The sequence below is a fragment of the Streptomyces sp. AA1529 genome (assembly GCF_000280905.1).
Classification (GTDB): Bacteria; Actinomycetota; Actinomycetes; order Streptomycetales; family Streptomycetaceae; genus Streptomyces.
This window is the reverse complement of the sequence record NZ_ALAP01000073.1, coordinates 1-17,976: the sequence shown is the minus strand read 5'-3', so window position 1 is coordinate 17,976 and position 17,976 is coordinate 1. Positions and strand designations below refer to the sequence as shown.

The following is a 17,976-nucleotide window of genomic DNA, read 5'->3' as shown; positions in this document are numbered from 1 at the left end:
CCAGGCACCGCCCGCACCGGTGCGCCGTTGGCAACCGGACGGGGCAAGTGCCGTGTCCAGGAGTCAAGGCCGTGACGTCACGGCAGAGGGGGTATGGGCAGCAGTCGATGCCGATCAGTGCGGCGGTCTTCTCATAGACCGTGCGGGCCATGTCCTCGTCCTGGGCCAGGCTGGAGGGGGTGCCCAGCTCGCCCTTGCTGAAGAACCCGCTGCTGGGCTGGGGCCGGCTGGGCGGTGGCGAGCCGGACCGGGGTCCGCACCCCTTCATCCAGCGTGATCGCGAACGGCTTGAACGGCGGCGCCGTCAACCGCATCAGGCCGCCAGTGCTGGAGTTGATGGAGGTGCCGTTGACCATGCCAGGGTTGGCGTTGCAGATGCTCATGCCGTCGGGCAGACGCTCGGCAAGTTCCCGGACAGCAAGGAGGCTGACGAGCTTGCTGGTCGCGTAGACATTGAGTTGTTGGTCTCAACGTCCGTTCCACGACGTGCCCGCAACATCAGGATCACGCGTGTCGAGCTTGCCCCGCCTTTCCACGAACGTGGACAGATTGATGATCCGGGCGCTGAGGGTGCGGACTCCGTTGGCCACCGGTGCGTGGGTGAGCAGGAACGGGGCGTGGTGGTTGAAGGCGTAGCTGCGCTCGACGGCGTCCGTGGTCTGCTCGTAGCGCGTGAACGCGGCGCCAGCGTTGTTGATGAGGACGTTCCACGGCCACGGATTCCGCAGCCAGGCGGTCTGCCAGTGCCCGCACCTGCGACCACTGCTCCAGATCCGCCGTGTACGTCCCGAGCACAGCCGTGTCGTGCCCGCCCGGTATGAATCCACGCAGGGAGTCGGCCACCGCAGCAGTACGCTGCGCGCGGACGATCAGTTATTCATGTGCGCTACACGTTGAAGCGGAACTCCACCACAAGGCCCTGACCTGCGGAAATGCGGGCGCATCCCAGCACCATCCCAGCACGGGAGCCGCGACAAAGCACAAGAAGATCCAGTGGCGCCGAGACTACGCCGCCGGATGCGGCCTGCGCAGCACACCACCCGATGTAATAGTTCCTGTACTAGACTGGCCCCCATGAAGTCACCCCGCCCCGGCGGCACGGAGAACATCTCCGTCTCGATGCCCTCGGAACTCCTCGGCGCGCTGCGTACACGCACGGGCAAGCGCGGCGTATCCGCCTACGTGACCGCGGCGGTCCGGCACCAGCTGGCGATGGACGGCCTCGCCGAGATCGTGGCCGCCTACGAAGCCGAGCACGAACCGCTGAGCGAGTCAGAAGTCCAGGCCGCGCAGCGCGAATTGTTCGGTGACGCACCGGCTCCGTACGCGTCCGGCGACAGCGCCGCATGAAGGAACCCGCCGCAAGGTCTCTGGTGCTGGACTCCCAGGCCCTGTCGCTGCTCCTGCGCAACGACCGCCAGATGATCACCCGGATCGAGGCCGCTAGGCGCGTGGGCGTGCCCGTCCTCGTGTCGCCCCTGACAGTGGTGGAGGCCGTCTACGGGAAGACGGATACCGCCCGGCTGCGCTGGATGCTCTCCCGCCTTCAGGTCCAAGACGTCACCCAGGCGGACAGCCTCACCGCAGTTCAGCTACTGAGCGACGCCGGTGGCCTACACGGCCACAAGTACGCCATCGATGCCCTCGTCGCCGCGATGGCGCTCCGCGCCCCGGCACCCGTTCTGGTACTGACGTCGGACCGCGACGACTGGTCGAAGCTGTGCGGCGACCGCGTACGGATCAAGGACGTCTGACAGCGTCGCACGTGCGCGTGCCCACCTGCGGGCCGGCCCCACTGCGCAGATGCTCCCAGGCGGCCCCCATCCGCCGATGCCGCCCCCGCCGCCTTCCCGACATGGCATCAGATCGTCGCAACCCCAGATAGGGCGGGACTCGGCCAAGGCGGCGCATATGGGCGGCCGCGCACGGACAGCTCAGGCGCGGGGCAGAAGGACGACCCCGTCCTCGTCCGCGTGCAGCACGTCCCCGGTCTCGAAGGTGACGCCGCCGAAGCTGACCGGCACATCCACCGCCCCGCTGCCCGCCTTCCCGGCCCGGCGTGGATTGGTGCCGAGCGCCTGGACACCGAGCGGCATGGTGGCCAGTGCCGCGCTGTCGCGGACGGCGCCGTGGACGACGACTCCCGCCCACCCGTTCTCGAGGGCCCGGGTGGCCATGCGGTCCCCGAAGAGCGTGGTGGCGAGGGAGCCGCCTCCGTCGACGACCACGACGGCGCCCTCTCCCGGTGTACGCAGCAGTTCGTGCAGCAGGGCGTTGTCCTCGCGACAGGACACGGTCCGCACCGGTCCGGCGAAGGATCGGGCGCCGCCGTAGTTGGTGAACTGCACATCGCAGACACGGAGTCGGTCACCGTGCTGGTCGGCGAGGTCGGCGGTGGGGACGGGGGTCGTGACGGTCGTCGGCATGCGGGGCTTCGCGCCTCTCACTCGGGCTGTCGGCTGGGGCTGGTCACAGGCTCTCTTGCACAGCAGCAGGACGATTCGACGTCCCACGAGCGCCATTTTGCATCAATACGCCTATCTATACAATCCCTCGGTCGCAGCCGGCACGGCGCTTAAGATGGGATCTCCCCGTCCCCGTACGAAGAGCGCAGCGTGATGTCGCGGCCGAACCTGACCACCTCCATCGCCACCCGCCTGGTGGACCTGCTGCGCCGCAGCGGCCTCGAGGAGGGTGCGCACGTCACCGAACAGTGGACCGCTGACGAGCTGGACGTCTCGCGCACCCCGGCCCGCAAGGCGATGCTCTTCCTCGCCGAGGTCGGCATCCTGCGGCGCGAGCCCAACCGAGGCTTCTTCCTTGCCCGTTCCGCCGCCACGCTGGCCGGGACGGACCTGTCCGACGGTGGCGACATCGAGCAGGACGCGTATTTCCGGATCGCCGACGACTACGTGGGCGGCCGCTTCACCGGCCCGTTCACGACGGCCGACATCGGCCGCGGCTACGGCCTGACGCCCCGCCAGGCCGAGCGGGTGCTGGCCCGTATGGAGTCCGAGGACCTCGTACGCCGCAAGATCGGCGGGCGCGGCTGGGAGTTCCAGCAGGTCCTCAATACGGTCGAGGCGCACGACCAGAGCTACCGCTACCGCATGATCATCGAGCCGAACGCCCTGCTCGAGCCGGGCTTCACGATCGATCCAGAGGCGGCGGCCCTGCATCGCAAGCAGCAGGAGGCCCTGCTGCGCGGCGACATCCTGCTCCTGCCGCGGGCCGAACTCTTCCACGTGAACGCGTCGTTCCATGAGACGCTGGTCGGCTTCTCGGGCAACCAGTTCCTGCTCGACGCCACCCGCCGCCAGAACCGGCTGCGCCGTCTCATCGAGTACCGCCACCAGGTCGACCGCTCCCGTCTGGCCGGTCAGGCGCGGGAACATCTGCACATGCTCGACCTGGTCGAGGCCGGCGATCTCGAAGAGGCGGCGGCGTTCCTGCGCCGCCACCTGGACAAGGTGCGCACCATCAAGACGGGCCGCTGACCCCGCCCGGTCCGGGCACTCACCCTCCCCGCTCTCACACCGCGGCAGATTCCTCGTTCCAGCCATTGTATTAATCTTCGGCTTAGGACAATACTGGCGGCCCGGCGCACCCGGCGTGCGCCCGTGGACCCGCCCGCGTCTGAACCACAGCAGGGATCATGAGCACAGACCACACCGCCGCACTCGCCGACGCAGCCACCGGCACATGCGCTGACACGCCCGTCACCGCCGTCACCGCCGTCCTCACCGTCGACGGTCGCGCGTACCGCCATCTACCGCTGGACCGGCTGCTGCCGGCCGAGCGGCTCGCCGAACTGCCCTACGCGGTCAGAGTGCTGGTCGAGAACGTCGCTCGTCGCTCCCCCGCCGCGCTCGGCGCCGTACTCGACCGGATCCGCGCGGGCCAGGGTGACTGCGAGGTGCCGGTGCACCCGGATCGGATCATGCTGCACGACACGACGTGCCTGCCCGCGCTCGCCGACTTCGCGGCCCTGCGCGACAGCGTCGCCGAACTCCGCGGTGATCCGGGCCAGTTGCAGCCCGCGGTGCCCGTGGACCTGACCGTCGACCACTCCGTCATCGTCGAGGAGTACGGGCACGGCGACGCCGTCGAGCGCAATCTGCTGATCGACTTCCGGCGCAACGCCGAGCGGTACGCCTTCGTGAAGTGGGCCGAGCGCAGCCTCAGCAACTTCCGCGTGGTGCCGCCGGGTACGGGCATCATCCACCAGGTCAACATGGAGACCCTGGCCCGCGTCGTCTGGCAGCAGGACGATCCGGCCGAGGGCGGCGGTCTGCCGTGGCTGCACCCGGACGTGCTCGTCGCCACCGACAGCCACACCCCGATGATCAACGCGCTGGGCGTCGTCGGCTGGGGCGTCGGCGGGCTCGAAGGACAGGCCGCGATGCTCGGCGAGCCGGTCACCATCCCGTTCCCGCGCGTGGTCGGCGTCCGGCTGACCGGGCGGCTGCGCTCCGGCGTCGGCGCCACCGACCTCGCCCTCACACTGACCCAACTCCTGCGCGAACAGGGCGTGGTGGACCAGTTCGTGGAGTTCTGCGGGCCCGGCGTCGCAGCGCTCGGCTGGGCGGAGCGCGCGGCGGTCTCCAACATGGCACCCGAGTACGGGGCGACGTGCGTCTACTTCCCCTACGACGACGAGACGGCTGCGTATCTGCGCCTCACCGGCCGGGACGAGGACCACGTACGGCTCGTCGACGCCTATCTCGGCGCGCAGGGACTCAAGCGGACCGCCGACAGCCCTGAGCCGCGCTACGACGACCTGATCGAGCTCGATCTGTCGACGGTGGAGCCGAGCCTGGCCGGGCCCGATCTGCCGCATCAGCGGCTGCCATTGTCGCAGGTGCCCGGCTCCTTCCAGCCTTCGAGCGGCAACCGGGCGCCCGTGACGGTCGCCGGTGAACCACTGCCCGAGGGGCCGGTCGCCATCGCCGCGATCACCAGTTGCACCAACACCGCGAACCCGTCGCTGATCGTGCAGGCGGCACTGGTCGCCGAACGGGCACGGCAGGCCGGGCTCACGGCGAAGCCATGGGTGAAGACGTCGCTGTCGCCGGGCTCACGGGTCGTCGAGGACTATCTGCGCGAGGCCGGACTGCTGACCCCGCTGGAGGAGACCGGCTTCCACATCGTCGGCTTCGGCTGCATGACGTGCATCGGTAACTCGGGCCCCCTGCAAGATGAGTTGGAGCAGGTCGCCGCCGACGGCGGGGCCGACCCGGTCGCCGTCCTGTCCGGGAACCGCAACTTCGCGGGCCGCGTCAACCCGCGCGTCGCGCACTCCTATCTCGCCTCCCCGCCGCTCGTCGTCGCCTACGCGCTGGCCGGATCGATCCGGCACGACTTCGAGCGCGAGCCGCTCGGCAGCACCGCCGACGGCACGCCCGTGTTCCTGAAGGACCTGTGGCCCAGCGACGAGGAGGTCGCCGCGCGCGTCGCCGCGGCCGTGCGGCCCGCGATGTTCCGGGCCAACGCGGCCCGGCTGCGCGAGGGCACCCAGGCGTGGCGTGACATCGAGGCGCCGGACGGCGTCCGCTTCCGCTGGGATCCGGAGTCGACGTACATCCGGCGCCCGCCGCACCTGACCGGTCTGCTCGCCGATGCGCCGGACCGACTGCGTATCGACCGGGCCAAGGTGCTGCTTCACCTCGGCGACGACGTCACCACCGACCACATCTCACCGGCCGGCGCGATCCCGGCCCGCAGCGCCGCCGGACAGTGGCTCGCCGAGCGTGGCGTCGCCCGCCGCGATCTCAACCAGTACTCCACGCGGCGCAGCAACCACGAGGTGATGCTGCGCGGGGCGTTCACCAACGCCGCCGTCAGTAATCAACTCCTCATCGAGGACGGAGAGTTGCGAGGCGGCCACGCCTACGCCGCCGACCGGTCGGCGGTCCTGCCGGTACACGAGGCCGCACCCACCTACCGCGCGGCGGGCCTGGACCTGGTCGTCGTCGCGGGCCGCAACTACGGCGCCGGCTCCAGCCGCGACTGGGCCGCGAAGGCGCAGGCGCTGCTCGGTGTCCGCGCGGTGATCGCCGAATCGTACGAGCGCATCCACCGCAGCAACCTCATCGGGATGGGCGTACTGCCGCTGGAGTTCGAACCCGGCGACACGGCAGCCGCGTACGGCCTCACCGGCGAGGAGGAACTCGTCTTCGACGGCCTCGATGCGCTGCACGTCGGCACCAACCCCGTCGCCCTGCGCCTCACCCGCCCCGACGGCTCCCGCACCACCGCCCGGCTGAGGCTGCGCCTCAACTCCCGCCAGGAGCTGGCGTATCTGCGGCACGGCGGAATCCTGCCGTACGTGATGCGCCGCGCGGTCGCCACTCCGTAACCCCGACGCCCCCCCTGCCACCCCCCTCTCGAAGTCGCAGCTGACAGCGCCGTCGCGCTCCCTACGAGAAGAGCCGCCATGCCCCCGACGACACCACCGTCGCCACCTCTCCCCGCCCGTCCTTCCCGCCGCCGTGTCCTGCGTACGGCCGCCGCCGCCGGGACCTTCGCCGCCCTGGGCGGGGCCCTGGCCGCCTGCACCGCCGACGAGGCGAACGCCGCCGCACCCAAGGCCCCCGCGTACTACCCGGCCTCGTACGACAAGATCGTCGAAGCCTCGCGGCGCGAGAAGAAGATCCTGATCTACTCCAACACCTCGCAGACCAACTGGCATCCGGTCTTCGACGCGTTCAGCGACCGCTACCCCTGGCTGTCCGACATCCGCGCCACCAACCTCGGCGGCTCGGCGGTCTACGAGCGCTACTACAGCGAATCCGCCACCGGCAGGTCCCCCGTCGACCTGCTCGCCAACAACGCGGGCCCGTTGTGGGGCGACTACGCGGCCCGGAACGTCGCCTCCGACTACCGCTCGCCGGAGAAGGACCATCTGCCCGGCTGGGCGGAGCTGGTGCCCGGCGTGTGGACCATGTCCACCGACGCCGTCACGCTCATCTACAACCGCAAGACCCTCGACGCGTCCCAATTCCCCAAAGGATTGCGGTCATTGGCGGACATCGTGGAGGCGACGCCCTCCCGCTTCCGCGGCAAGATCGGCGTGTACGACCCGACCAACGCCTACGGCTACGCCAGCAACCAGGGCTACACGGCGAACGTCCCCGGCGGCTGGGAGACCTTCCGCCGCGTGCTGCCCTTCACCCGCCCCGACCACTCCTCCGGCACGCTGGTCGAGAAGGTCGTCTCCGGCGAGTACGACGTGTCGATCAACCTCAGCGGCGGCGTGGCCATCCCGGCCACCGAGAAGAGCGGCGGCCTGCTCGGCTGGAGCTACTGCGCCGAGGGCACCGTCATCATGCCGCGCGCCGCGTCCATCGTGAAGACCGCGCCGCACCCCAACGCCGCCCGGCTCTTCCTCGACTTCCTGCTCTCCGCCCGCGGACAGGCCGCCGTCGCCGAAGGGGGCCTGTCGCCCTACCGGCCGGGGGTCCGTCAGGACGCCATGGACAGCTTCCAGGACATGCAGCGCAGGCTCGGCGCGGACCAGGTGCACCTGTACCGGCCCAAGAAGGTGCCGGAGGACGTCATGGAGGCGTACGTGACGCGCTGGGAGAAGGCGGTGGGCTGACCCCGCCCCTCGCCACAACCTCCCACCTTCCCTTCCCCATCGGCCTGTTCATACGGAGCCCCCATGGCCATCCAGAATCCCGTGGCGCCCACGCCACCCCGCAGTGCCCCGCGCGCCAGCGACCTCGGCACGCCGCAGTACCGGCGCCTGTTCGGCGCCGGGCGTGAAGTGACCATCCACTGGCTGACATTCCTGATCACCGCCGCGCTCGTGCTCGCGCCCGTGATCCCGATCCTCTACCAGTCGATCCGCAACCAGCCGCTGTACGCGGCCCGCGGCGCCTTCACCCTCTCCAACTACACCCACTTGTTCACCGAGGCGGGCTTCGGCTCGATCATCCTCGACACGCTGCTCTTCGCCGCGCTGACCACGCTCTTCGCACTGGTCATCGCGGTGCCGATGGCGATACTCCTGGAGCGCACCCGCTTTCCGGCGGCCCGCCTGTTCGGCCAGGTGCTGCGCTGGCCGATCTACATCTCGCCCCTCGTCCTCGCCTTCGGCTGGATCGTCGTCTACGGCCCCGCCGGGTTTTTGACCACGTCCGTCCGCGAGGCGTTCGGCTGGGTGCCGTGGAACCTGTACACGCTGCCCGGCATGGCGTTCGTCGAGGCTGTCGCGCAAGTCCCGATCGCCTATCTGTTCTGCGCCAACGCCCTCGTCGCGTCCGACAGTTCACTGGAGAACGCCGCCCGCACGGTCGGCGCCGGGCCTTTCCGCATCCTGCGCTCGGTCGTCGTCCCGATGCTGCGTCCGCCGATGCTCTACGCCGGTCTGCTGATCTTCGGCACGTCGGTGGAGACCCTCTCCATCCCTCTCATCCTCGGTGAACCGGCCGGGATCACGCTCTTCTCCAACTTCCTCTACGACCAAGGCATCGACTCCATCAGCCCGGACTACGGCCTGCTCGGCGCCGCCGCCACCTTCATGCTGCTGACCACCATCGGCCTGGTCGTCGTCCAGTCGCGGCTACTCAAGCACGCCCAGCGGTTCGTGTCGGTGCGCGGCAAGGCGTCGCGCTCGCATCTGCTCGACATCGGCCGCTGGAAGTGGCTCGGCTTCGCCTTCGTCGGGATCTACGTCGTCTTCGGGGCGCTGCTGCCCCTGCTCGCCCTGATCCTGCGGGCGTTCACCACGCTGCTGACCCCACTGGTCAACCCGTTCTCGCTGCTCACCCTGGACAACTTCAAGCTGGTCTTCGCGTACGCGCCGTACACCGAGTCGATCACCAACAGCATCACCGTCGCCCTCATCGGCGCGGTCGCCGTGACCGTGTTCGGCACGCTCGTGGTGCTGGTCGCGCGCCGCTCGGACTTCCGCTTCGCCCGCCTCCTGGAGACGACCGCACAGTCCCCGCACGCCGTGCCCGGCCTCATCGTCGGCATCGGCTTCTTCTGGGCCTTCGCGTGGATGCCCGGCGGCGACGCCGTACGCGGCACCCTCATCGCGCTGATCATCGCCTTCGGCGTACGAGCCCTGCCCTCCGCATACGGGGCGATCTCCCCGGCGACCATGCAGCTGGGCGGCGAACTCGACAACGCGGCCCGGGTCGCCGGGGCCGACTGGTGGCGCACCGTCTCGCGCATCCTGATCCGGCTCCTCGTCCCCGCGATGCTCGCCTCGTTCCTGCTCATCTGGACCCAGATGATCCGCGAGTACGCGCCCGCCATGTTCCTCGCCGGATCCGAGTCCCAGGTCATCGGCACCACCGCGATCGACCTGTGGACGCAGGGAGAGACCGGCTCGGTGGCCGCGCTCGCCACCCTTCAGATCGCCGTCACGGCGGTCGTCGCCGGCCTCGCCGGACTGCTGCTGCGCGACAAGAAGGCCGCCAAGGCCGAGGCAACCCAGGCCGTCACGGCCGGCACGAACCCGAAGGAGCTGACCCATGCCTGAGCTGGCCGTCGAGAACCTCAAGAAGTCCTTCAACGGGACGACCGTCCTGGAGGACATCAACTTCACCGTCGTCGACGGAGAGTTCTTCACCCTGCTCGGCCCGTCCGGCTGCGGCAAGTCCACCACCCTGTCCTGCGTGGCGGGCCTGGAGACCCCAGACTCCGGCACCATCCGCGTCGGCGACCGGACCTTCTTCGACGGGGTGCCGCGCAACACGGTGCCGCCCGAGGGCCGCAATCTGGGCCTGGTCTTCCAGTCGTACGCGCTGTGGCCGCACATGACGATCGCCGACAACCTCGCCCTGCCGCTCAAACTCCGCAAGGTTGCCAAGGACGAGCAGCGCCGCCTGATCGACGACGCCCTCGCCAAGGTCGACATGGCGCACCTGCGTGACCGCTACCCGCACCAGCTCTCCGGCGGCCAGCAGCAGCGCGTCGCTCTCGCCCGCGGCATCGTCTACTCGCCCGGCGTCCTGCTCCTCGACGAACCGCTGTCCAACCTCGACGCCAAGATGCGCGACCAGGCCCGCGTCTGGCTCAAGCAGCTCCAGCGCGAGGTCGGCATCACCACGGTCTACGTCACCCACGACCAGGTCGAGGCGATGTCCCTGTCCGACCGCATCGCCGTCTTCATGCACGGCCGCCTCCAGCAGGTCGGCACCCCGACGGAGATCTACGAGACTCCCGCCACCCCGGAGGTCGCGGGCTTCATCGGCCGCTGCAACCTCCTGGACGGCCGGGTCGGCGCCGCTGACGGGAAGGTCGTGAGCGTCGAACTCGGCTCCACCGGCCAGCACCTGAAGGTGGCCGGCACCGCGCCCGCCGGGACGTCCGCGACGGTCGGCCTGCGCTCGGAGCGCATCACCCTCACCACCCGCGCGGACGCCCCGCACGACGGCGCCGTCAACGTACTGCGCGCCAAGGTCGAGCAGTGCTCGTACACCGGAGCCCGCTTCGAGTACGAGCTCACCGTCGGCGACCTGCGCATCCACGCCGAGAGCCCGGTACGCCACACCGACGGCGACCTCAACCTGCTCATCCGCCCCGAGGACTGCCTGCTCTATCCGGCAGCCCACTGACCGGCATCCAGCACCGCCCGGCCCGCCGCACCGTTCCACAGGAGGAGAAATGACGTACAACAGACGTGAGTTCACCCACCTCGCCGTGTTCGGTGCGGCGGCGACGGCACTCGGCATGGCCGCACCCACGGCCACCGCAGCCACAGCCTCAGCAACCACCACCGCGGCCACGCCCGCGGCAGCTGGCTCCGACGTCCCCTGGGGCGGGCCGCTCGCGCCGGACAAGCCGCTGGCGAAGGCGTACGACACGGCGGCCAAGGCGCTGTCGGAGGTGGACGACAACCCCGTCATCCGCTGGCAGTACCGCGTGTGGTGCCAGACCGGCTACCGCGGCATCGGCGACGCGGGCACCGGCCAGCCCGTCGACGAACTCCCCGACCCCACCCAGGACTTCGTGTCCCCGAACGGCTTCCTCCACAAGAATCACATCAGGCCCATGCCCGCCGGCGGCGTCCAGTTCCTCGACAACGCCTGGTACTTCGGCACCGACTTCACCGGCCTCGTCATCGTCCGCACCCCGGACGGCGGCCTGGTCATGCTCGACTCCCTCACCACCCCCGACGACATGCGCACCCAGTTCCTCGACCAGGCGTCCGCCGCGGGCCTGGACCCGAGGCGGATCCGCTACGTCTTCATAGGCCACCGCCACGTCGACCACACCGGCGGCGCCAACCTCATCCGGGACCGGTACGCGCCCACGGCCAAGTTCGTCATGGGGCAGCCCGACGCCCAGTACGTCGCCAAGACCCGCGCCGAGCTGCGCGCCCACCGCGACGAGTACACCAAGGAGGAGTACAAGGCGAAGCTGGCGGTCCTCCCGAGCCGTATCGACATCCAGATCAAGGCGTATCCCAGCCACACCGTCGGCATGGAGCGGATCGAGATCGCGCCCGGAACCGAGGCCGTCGCCGCCCTCGCGCCCGGACACACCGAGGGCCAGATGACCGTCATCGTCCCGGTCGAACACCGGGGAAAGACAAGCAAGGTGGTGGTGTGGAGCGGCAACGACAACGCCGACGCCGCCTCCCAGTACGCCATCTCGTCCGACTTCGTCCAGGGCCTGGCCGCCCAGGAGGGCGCGGACGCGTTCATCAACACCCACGCCTACCAGGGCGCCGCCTTCAGCCACCTGCGCACCCTCAAGGCCGACCCGTCCGCCCCCAACCCTCTCCTCATGGGCGTCGCCGGGGTACAGCGGCACATCGAGATCTTCGGCACCGCGCACCGGGCGCTGGCGCAGCGGCTCCTCGACGGGACGTGGAAGGCGATGTAGCGGGCGGATACTGCGCCCTGCCGGTTCGTAGCCTGCCGGTCCCACGGCCGACAGTCGGCAGGGGTGGTCAGTCGCGGGTCAGGCCCAGTTCGCCGGCGCGCGCTCCGGCCTGGAACCGGGAGCCCGCGCCCAGGACGACAAGCAGGTCGGCGACCCGACGGCGGTAGGTGCGCAGGGACATGCCGAGTTCCCGCGCGGCTGCCTCGTCGGTGGTGCCGGAGGACAGGGCCCGCAGGACCCTGCCGGCTTGCGCGTCGATCCGGGGCCGCCTCGCCCCCAGGAAGACGTCGAGGTCGATGGCGTGCTCCCAAGCGGCTTCGAACAGCGCGTACGCCCCGTCGACCAGGGCAGGCGCGGTACTCATGGTGTACCTGCGGTGTCCGGGAGCGGCCGGGGCAGAGGGTGCGGAGCTGGTGAGGATCATGGTTCGCCGGTCGATGAAGACAGTCCCCCGGGACAGCGGGGTGGCGGAGATCCGGATCCGCATGCCCTGGGCGGCCATCTCGCTCAGGGCCTCCCGGTCGCGCTCGTCGGCGAGCACGGCGGGGCTGTACAGCTTGCGGGCGCGGGCCGCCGCGTCACGCCGCATCGTGCGGCGGGCCGCCTCACGAGCGCCGGGCCAGGTGTCGAGGTCGCGGGCGACGTTGACCCATTCCGCGTCGTACGACTCCGTCAAGGGCTTGATCCGCGCCCACAGCTCGAGATCACCGGTGAGCTCCAGGACCTGTGTCATACGCCCATTGTGCGCGCGGCGCCGGTCGCGGGGCCGGTTGATGAGGCGCGTGAACACCGTCCACGGGGCTCGGCACCGTTCACGCGGCACGTGGCCAGCATCCAGGGGGCACGGAGTCAGCGTCCACGAGGGGGCGCATGGCGGCGCGTGGCAGCAACGTGTCACGGCCTCGGCAGCCGAAGCCGGGCCATGCAGACTGGCGCCATGAACGACACGTTCCGCCTCGGCGGCGACCTTGATGTCCATCGGCTCGGCTTCGGCGCGATGCGCCTGCCCTCAAAGGACGGCATGGGCGGTCCCGCCCGCGACCCGGAGACCAGCCGTGCGGTCCTGCGCCGCGCCGTCGAACTCGGCGTCAACCACCTCGACACCGCCGACTTCTACGTCAGCGACAACGCCGCGGTCCGGGCGAACACCCTGATCCGCGAGGCGCTGCACCCCTACCCGTCCGACCTGGTCATCGCCACCAAGGTGGGCCCCATCGTGCGATCGGACGGCTTCTCCCACGGCACTGCCGCAGATATGCGCGGCCTCGTCGAGGCCAACCTGGACAGCCTGGGCCTCGACCGCCTCGACCTTGTCTACCTCCGCATCGGGGCCATGGCACCCCCGCACGGCGAGTCGCTGGCCGAGCGCTTCGAGGCGCTCGCCGCACTGCGCGAGGAGGGCCTGATCCATCACCTCGGCCTGAGCAACGTCGACGCCCGACACCTCACGGAGGCGCGCGCCATCGCGCCCGTCGTCGCCGTGCAGAACCAGTTCGCCGCCGGGAGCGGCGAGGCGGACCTCCTGGCCTCGTGTGAGGAGGCCCGTATCGCCTTCGTGCCGTTCTTCCCGGTGGGCGGTGGCCGGAACGTCGATGACAAGGGTCTGGCCGAGGTCGCGGCCCGGCACGGCGCCACCGTCCCGCAGATCGGCCTTGCCCGGCTACTGGCCTCCTCCCCGGTGGCCCTGGCCATCCCCGGCACGGGATCCCTCTCCCACCTGGAGGAGAACATGGCCGTCGCCTCGCTCACCCTCACCGAACAGGACCTCGCCGACCTCGGCTGACCCCGAGCCCTCGCCCTGACCTCGCACCCGAGCACCCGAGCGCCCGAAAGAAGCCCCCGTCATGAAGCTGCTCATCCTCGGCGCGACCGGCCCCACCGGTCGCCACTTCGTCGACCTGGCCCTGCGATCCGGTGACTCGGTCACGGCCCTGGTCCGCAACCCGGCCGGCCTGGGCGACCTGGCCGAACAGATCACCGCGGTCACCGGCGACGCCACCTCGCAATGCGACGTCGCAGCCGCGGCGGCCGGTCACGACGCGATCGTCTCCGCGCTCGGCAGGGGCAGCTCGGTGCGCGCCGACGGCCTCTTCACGCGCGCCTCGGCCGCCGTACTCGGCGCGGCCGGGGACGTGGGTATCTCCCGCCTGGTGTGGCTGTCGTCGTTCGGTGTCGGCCACACCCTCAAGTGGTCGAGTCCGGCACAGAAGCTGATCTACAACACGCTGCTGCGGTCGATCTACGCTGACAAGGAGATCGCGGACGAGCGCATCCGCTCCAGCGCTCTGGACTGGACCGTGGTCTACCCGACCCGGCTGACCCACGGCCCCGCCAAGGGAACCTACAGCGCGGACGACCGGCTCTCGATGAAAGGCAACCCGACAATCAGCCGGGCGGACGTCGCCGCCTTCATGCACCAGGCGCTGCACGGCACCGAATGGATCCACCGCACCGCCGTGATCTCCGACTGAACGGGGCGCCGCGTCCTCACGACGCGCCGCTCGCAGGCCAGGCCAGGCCAGGCCAGGCCATCAGCTTATGACAGACGTTATAGACGGGTGTAATCTGACGTCGCCTATAACAACTGTCATAGGAGGAACGTCGTGACGATCATCACCGTGAACACCTCGAAGGGCCGCCTGAGCCTGGAGCGGCGCCGCAAGCTGGCCGGGACCCTGACGGACGCGGTCCTCGTACCCGAGGTCGGGCAGTTCGCCCCGCCCGCGCGGGTCGGATTCCAGGTGCACTTCGTCGAGCGCGAGCCGGACATGATAGCGATCGGCGGACGGCTCGTCGCGGACATCGGCCCGGAGGCCGACATCATGGTGATCGATGTGGCGGTGATGGACGGGGACTGGCGTCAGGAGGTCAGGACCGCCGTCATCGAGCGTCTCCTGGCGGCGCTGGCAGACGCCTGCGGCCTGGCGAAGCCGTCGCCCGCCTGGTGGGTCAACTTCCGCGTGATCGACGAGGGAAGCTGGGGCTCCAGCGGTGGCGTACAGTCCATCCTCTCCCTCCTCGAAAGCGGCGTGTTCACCGAGGAGAAGGCCAAGGCGATCCGCGCCGCGCTCGGGGCGTGAGCGCAGGCCGGGGCCGGGTCATCCCCCCCCGACCCCAGCCAGTCTCCGGCCCCGGTCAGCTTCCGGTCGCGGTAGCGATGAGGGCCTGTAGCTGTTCGGCGGTGCGGTCGAGCGGCTCGGTACTGCGCTTGGCGCGGCACATGGCCACCGTGCCCTCGACCGCGGCGACGATGAGCGTCGCGAGCTGCGCGGCCTGTTCCGGCTCGGCGCCGTGCTCCCTCAGCGAGTCGGCGAGCAGGGCTTCCCACTGCTCGAAGACCTCGGCCGCTGCGGCCAGGGCGGGTGGCACCTCATCAGCGGGCGGCTCTTCGATGGCCACGGCCAGCACGGGGCAGCCCGCATGGAAGCCGCTCTCGACGACGATCTTCCGCCACAGCGCCAGGAAGGCGCTCAGTCCCGCCGCCGGACCCGCCTCCAGCTCCTTGCGCAGACTTCGCGCAACCCAGTCGCCCGTAAAACGGACGGCCTCGGTCGCCAACTGCTGCTTGCCCTCAGGGAAGTAGTGATACGTCGAGCCGAGCGGCGCCTTGGCGTGCTTGGCCATCTCCCGGATGCTCGTCGCACTCAGCCCGCGCCTGCTGATCATGTCGGCGGCACCGGCCACGATCCGCTCGCGCGACGGCGCACTGCTCTTGACCATCACTGAGCACTCCCCTCTGGCTATAACGTCCGTCATAGCCTAGCGTGACCGGCGTCTATAACGACTGCCATAGGAGCTGCCATGCCCATGATCCGCCTGACCGCCCCGGCCGGCGCCCTCACCGACCAGGGCCGCGCGTCGATCCAGCGCGACCTTGCCGCGGTGCTGCTGCGCTGGGAGGGTGCCCCGGACACCGCCTTCTTCCGCGCCCAGGCGTGGAGCTACCTCGTCGAGCTGCCCGAAGGAGCGCAGACCACCGCCGAGGACGACGCCCCGCGCTTCCTCTCGGAGGTCACGGTCCCGCAGGGCGCACTGTCCGAGCGGCGCAAGGCGGGCCTCGTCGAGGACACCACCGCCACCGTGCTCGCCGCGGCCGGACTGCCCTCGACCGAGGCGCTACGGGTGTGGGTCCTCGTCCACGAACAGCCCGACGGCACGTGGGGTGCGGGCGGCTCCGTAATCCGCTACGCCGACCTCGTGGCCGCCGCGAAGGGACAGCAGGCCGATGCGTGAACTGACCTACACCGGCCGGTGGACCGCCGAGTGGCGCGAGGCCCCCGACCCCAAGGTCCGCTTCGCGGGAGAGGCGATCGTCGCTCCGGTCGCCGCCACCACCTGCGACGTCGACTCCGCGATCCTGGCCGGACACGGCTTCATAGCCCCGCCCTTCGCCCTCGGCCACGAGTGCGTGGCCCGCGTACTCGACATCGGCGACGCGGTGACCACCGTCGCCCCCCCGGGGGATCTGGTCGTGGTCCCCTGGTCCATCAACTGCGGCACCTGCGACAACTGCCGCACCGGACTAACCGCCCACTGCACCTCGGTCCCGCACATGGCGATGTACGGGGCACCGATCGGCGGCAGTTGGGGCGGTCTCTTCTCCGACCTGGTCCACGTCCCGTACGCGAACGCCATGCTCGTCCCCTTGCCCACCGGCCTCGACCCCATCGCCATGGCCTCGGCCAGCGACAACTGGTCCCTGTCCTGGCGCCTGGTCGCCCCGCACCTCAAGTCCCGCCCCGGAGCCCGGGTGCTGGTCGTCGCCCGGGGCAGCATCGGCCTGTACGTCTGCGACATCGCCCGCGCCCTCGGCGCCTCCGACGTCCTCTACGTCGACCCGGACCCTGAACACCGCAAGCTCGCCGAGAGCTACGGCGCCCGCACCGCCGAGACACTCGAACCCATCCGCCACGGCTTCGACCTCGCCGTCGAGGCCACCGGTCGCGCCGTCCAACTCGCCCTCGCCGTCAACTCCCTCGCCCCCGAAGGCATCTGCGAATCAGCGGGCAACCACTTCCGCCCCGGCGAACTTCCCCTCCTCGACATGTACCTCACCGGCGTCACCCTGCGCATCGCCCGCGACAACGTCCGCACCCACATCCCCGACGCCCTCGACCTCGCCGCCTCCGGCACCGTGGCCCCCGAACGCGTCGTCTCCCACGTCCTCAACTGGGACCAACTCCCGGACACCCTGCCCGAGAAGCACCTCAAGCCCGTCTTCGTACGCGACTTCACCGCGCCCCCGACCGCACCCTGACGACCGCACGCCCCTGCACAGAGACAGCCACAGAGACAGCCGATGAACACGCGCCTCACCACGACAAGCGCCACCGAAGATCCGGCAGCCGACGACCTGACCCCACACCGAGAAGCGATCGCCACCCTCGGCCGCGAACTGCGCCTGCTCGTCGACACCGCAGTCCGCACCACCGCCTCGCCGGAAACCCTGCACCGCCTGGCCGCGGACACCCGAGCCCTCACCCAGCAGCTCACCGGCCGACTCCGCTCCCCATCGGAAATCCCCGAAGTCGACGAATTCCCGGGCGGAGTACGGATGTTCAGCCCGGTCACCGGCATCGGCAGCCCGATCGCGCCGCCGATGCACGTCACCCGCACCGAAGACACCCTGGTCGGACGATGCAGCCTCGGCATCCCCCACGAAGGGCCACCCGGCTACGTCCACGGCGGCGTCAGCGCCATGCTCCTCGACGAACTCATGGGCTGGGCCTGCACCGCCACCGGCAAACCCGGGCATGACCATCTCGCTCCACATGCGATACCGGGGCCCGGTCCCCCTACAGGCCCCTCTACTCGTAACCGCCCACGTCACGGGAACAGACGAACGCAAGACCTTCGTGACCGGATCGATCGCCACGGAACGGGCCGCGAACACCCCTCTGGTGGAGGCAGACGGCGTCTTCCTCGCCCCAACCCCAGAGGTCGCCCGCGCCCTCTTTCCAGCCTTCGACAACGCCGAGTGAGCCACAGTCCGACGCGGAGATGACACGCGATCCAGCATGTGCGCCGCGCTACGGAAGTACACGACGTGGAAGAGCCGTTGAAGGAGCGGATACGGCGACGCGAGGAACGTCATGAGGCACCGAAGGGCAAAAGACCAAGGCCGTGAAGGCC

At 70.1% G+C, this 17,976-nt stretch carries 18 protein-coding genes; 14 read left to right on the top strand and 4 right to left on the bottom strand.

Translation table 11 applies throughout. From position 1 onward, the window contains the following. Positions 1 to 467: 467 nt before the first annotated feature. Entirely contained in the window at positions 468 to 827 is a 360-nt protein-coding gene (locus A949_RS38560) for a hypothetical protein (RefSeq protein ID WP_026004871.1), read from the bottom strand. Between the two features lie 247 nt (positions 828 to 1,074). On the opposite strand from A949_RS38560, the gene A949_RS0120540 reads away from it, so the two are divergent. Both A949_RS0120540 and A949_RS0120535 read left to right on the top strand, forming a co-directional pair. After that, positions 1,075 to 1,350: a hypothetical protein gene (locus A949_RS0120540; RefSeq protein WP_019357911.1), complete on the top strand. Its 276-nt coding sequence runs from the start codon at positions 1,075 to 1,077 to the stop codon at positions 1,348 to 1,350. Next, positions 1,347 to 1,754, top strand: a complete 408-nt coding sequence (locus A949_RS0120535) for a type II toxin-antitoxin system VapC family toxin (RefSeq protein ID WP_026004870.1) — start codon at positions 1,347 to 1,349, stop codon at positions 1,752 to 1,754. Before A949_RS0120540 ends, A949_RS0120535 begins: the two co-directional genes overlap by 4 nt. A gap of 180 nt (positions 1,755 to 1,934) precedes the next feature. On the opposite strand, the gene rraA is transcribed toward A949_RS0120535, so the two are convergent. Then, entirely contained in the window at positions 1,935 to 2,426 is a 492-nt protein-coding gene (gene rraA / locus A949_RS0120530; protein WP_019357909.1) for a ribonuclease E activity regulator RraA, read from the bottom strand. A gap of 192 nt (positions 2,427 to 2,618) precedes the next feature. Between rraA and A949_RS0120525 the strand changes: the two genes are divergently transcribed. From A949_RS0120525 to A949_RS0120500, 6 genes are all read left to right on the top strand, one after another. Then, positions 2,619 to 3,497: a GntR family transcriptional regulator gene (locus tag A949_RS0120525; RefSeq protein ID WP_019357908.1), complete on the top strand. Its 879-nt coding sequence runs from the start codon at positions 2,619 to 2,621 to the stop codon at positions 3,495 to 3,497. 158 nt (positions 3,498 to 3,655) lie between these two features. Then, complete coding sequence (gene acnA, locus A949_RS0120520) at positions 3,656 to 6,358, top strand: aconitate hydratase AcnA (protein ID WP_019357907.1); 2,703 nt, start codon at positions 3,656 to 3,658, stop codon at positions 6,356 to 6,358. 78 nt (positions 6,359 to 6,436) lie between these two features. After that, the gene (locus tag A949_RS0120515; protein ID WP_019357906.1) at positions 6,437 to 7,600 is read left to right on the top strand and encodes an ABC transporter substrate-binding protein; all 1,164 of its coding nucleotides are present in this window, start codon (positions 6,437 to 6,439) and stop codon (positions 7,598 to 7,600) included. Positions 7,601 to 7,663: 63 nt separating this feature from the next. Next, positions 7,664 to 9,493 carry an ABC transporter permease gene (locus A949_RS0120510; protein ID WP_019357905.1) on the top strand — a complete coding sequence of 610 codons (1,830 nt, stop codon included), beginning with the start codon at positions 7,664 to 7,666 and terminating at the stop codon, positions 9,491 to 9,493. Then, positions 9,486 to 10,571, top strand: coding sequence for an ABC transporter ATP-binding protein (locus A949_RS0120505; protein ID WP_019357904.1), 1,086 nt, complete (start codon positions 9,486 to 9,488; stop codon positions 10,569 to 10,571). The genes A949_RS0120510 and A949_RS0120505 overlap by 8 nt, the downstream gene beginning before the upstream one ends. 49 nt (positions 10,572 to 10,620) lie before the next feature. Continuing rightward, the gene (locus A949_RS0120500; RefSeq protein ID WP_019357903.1) at positions 10,621 to 11,844 is read left to right on the top strand and encodes an MBL fold metallo-hydrolase; all 1,224 of its coding nucleotides are present in this window, start codon (positions 10,621 to 10,623) and stop codon (positions 11,842 to 11,844) included. Between the two features lie 67 nt (positions 11,845 to 11,911). Here the strand turns inward: A949_RS0120500 and A949_RS0120495 are convergent, their stop codons facing one another. After that, positions 11,912 to 12,577 carry a helix-turn-helix transcriptional regulator gene (locus tag A949_RS0120495; RefSeq protein ID WP_026004868.1) on the bottom strand — a complete coding sequence of 222 codons (666 nt, stop codon included), beginning with the start codon at positions 12,575 to 12,577 and terminating at the stop codon, positions 11,912 to 11,914. A gap of 204 nt (positions 12,578 to 12,781) precedes the next feature. On the opposite strand from A949_RS0120495, the gene A949_RS0120490 reads away from it, so the two are divergent. From A949_RS0120490 to A949_RS0120480, 3 genes are all read left to right on the top strand, one after another. Next, a complete protein-coding gene (locus tag A949_RS0120490) occupies positions 12,782 to 13,627 on the top strand; it encodes an aldo/keto reductase (RefSeq protein ID WP_019357901.1) in 846 nt (281 codons plus the stop codon). Positions 13,628 to 13,688: 61 nt separating this feature from the next. Further along, on the top strand, positions 13,689 to 14,315 hold the full coding sequence (locus tag A949_RS0120485) for an NAD(P)-dependent oxidoreductase (RefSeq protein WP_019357900.1): 627 nt from the start codon (positions 13,689 to 13,691) through the stop codon (positions 14,313 to 14,315). 132 nt (positions 14,316 to 14,447) lie between these two features. After that, positions 14,448 to 14,924 (top strand): tautomerase family protein, encoded by a 477-nt coding sequence (locus A949_RS0120480; protein ID WP_019357899.1) that lies wholly within the window; start codon positions 14,448 to 14,450, stop codon positions 14,922 to 14,924. Positions 14,925 to 14,979: 55 nt separating this feature from the next. Here A949_RS0120480 and A949_RS0120475 read toward each other — a convergent pair whose 3' ends face one another. Next, a complete protein-coding gene (locus A949_RS0120475) occupies positions 14,980 to 15,564 on the bottom strand; it encodes a TetR/AcrR family transcriptional regulator (protein WP_019357898.1) in 585 nt (194 codons plus the stop codon). An 81-nt stretch (positions 15,565 to 15,645) separates the two neighbouring features. Here A949_RS0120475 and A949_RS0120470 point away from each other — a divergent pair, with 81 nt between their 5' ends. From A949_RS0120470 to A949_RS39215, 3 genes are all read left to right on the top strand, one after another. Continuing rightward, complete coding sequence (locus A949_RS0120470) at positions 15,646 to 16,077, top strand: tautomerase family protein (protein ID WP_019357897.1); 432 nt, start codon at positions 15,646 to 15,648, stop codon at positions 16,075 to 16,077. After that, the gene (locus tag A949_RS0120465; RefSeq protein ID WP_019357896.1) at positions 16,070 to 17,101 is read left to right on the top strand and encodes a zinc-dependent alcohol dehydrogenase; all 1,032 of its coding nucleotides are present in this window, start codon (positions 16,070 to 16,072) and stop codon (positions 17,099 to 17,101) included. Before A949_RS0120470 ends, A949_RS0120465 begins: the two co-directional genes overlap by 8 nt. A 496-nt stretch (positions 17,102 to 17,597) precedes the next feature. Continuing rightward, positions 17,598 to 17,825 (top strand): hypothetical protein, encoded by a 228-nt coding sequence (locus tag A949_RS39215; protein ID WP_019357895.1) that lies wholly within the window; start codon positions 17,598 to 17,600, stop codon positions 17,823 to 17,825. Positions 17,826 to 17,976: the final 151 nt, after the last annotated feature.

Coding starts and splice junctions, on each gene's coding strand:
- A949_RS0120515 (WP_019357906.1), top strand. CDS start 6,437: ATGCCCCCGACGACACCACCGTCGCCACCTCTCCCCGCCCGTCCTTCC.
- A949_RS0120490 (WP_019357901.1), top strand. CDS start 12,782: ATGAACGACACGTTCCGCCTCGGCGGCGACCTTGATGTCCATCGGCTC.
- A949_RS0120505 (WP_019357904.1), top strand. CDS start 9,486: ATGCCTGAGCTGGCCGTCGAGAACCTCAAGAAGTCCTTCAACGGGACG.
- A949_RS0120500 (WP_019357903.1), top strand. CDS start 10,621: ATGACGTACAACAGACGTGAGTTCACCCACCTCGCCGTGTTCGGTGCG.
- A949_RS0120485 (WP_019357900.1), top strand. CDS start 13,689: ATGAAGCTGCTCATCCTCGGCGCGACCGGCCCCACCGGTCGCCACTTC.
- A949_RS0120540 (WP_019357911.1), top strand. CDS start 1,075: ATGAAGTCACCCCGCCCCGGCGGCACGGAGAACATCTCCGTCTCGATG.
- A949_RS0120510 (WP_019357905.1), top strand. CDS start 7,664: ATGGCCATCCAGAATCCCGTGGCGCCCACGCCACCCCGCAGTGCCCCG.
- acnA (WP_019357907.1), top strand. CDS start 3,656: ATGAGCACAGACCACACCGCCGCACTCGCCGACGCAGCCACCGGCACA.
- rraA (WP_019357909.1), bottom strand. CDS start 2,426: ATGCCGACGACCGTCACGACCCCCGTCCCCACCGCCGACCTCGCCGAC.
- A949_RS0120535 (WP_026004870.1), top strand. CDS start 1,347: ATGAAGGAACCCGCCGCAAGGTCTCTGGTGCTGGACTCCCAGGCCCTG.
- A949_RS0120465 (WP_019357896.1), top strand. CDS start 16,070: ATGCGTGAACTGACCTACACCGGCCGGTGGACCGCCGAGTGGCGCGAG.
- A949_RS0120495 (WP_026004868.1), bottom strand. CDS start 12,577: ATGACACAGGTCCTGGAGCTCACCGGTGATCTCGAGCTGTGGGCGCGG.
- A949_RS0120470 (WP_019357897.1), top strand. CDS start 15,646: ATGCCCATGATCCGCCTGACCGCCCCGGCCGGCGCCCTCACCGACCAG.
- A949_RS39215 (WP_019357895.1), top strand. CDS start 17,598: ATGACCATCTCGCTCCACATGCGATACCGGGGCCCGGTCCCCCTACAG.
- A949_RS0120475 (WP_019357898.1), bottom strand. CDS start 15,564: ATGGTCAAGAGCAGTGCGCCGTCGCGCGAGCGGATCGTGGCCGGTGCC.
- A949_RS0120525 (WP_019357908.1), top strand. CDS start 2,619: ATGTCGCGGCCGAACCTGACCACCTCCATCGCCACCCGCCTGGTGGAC.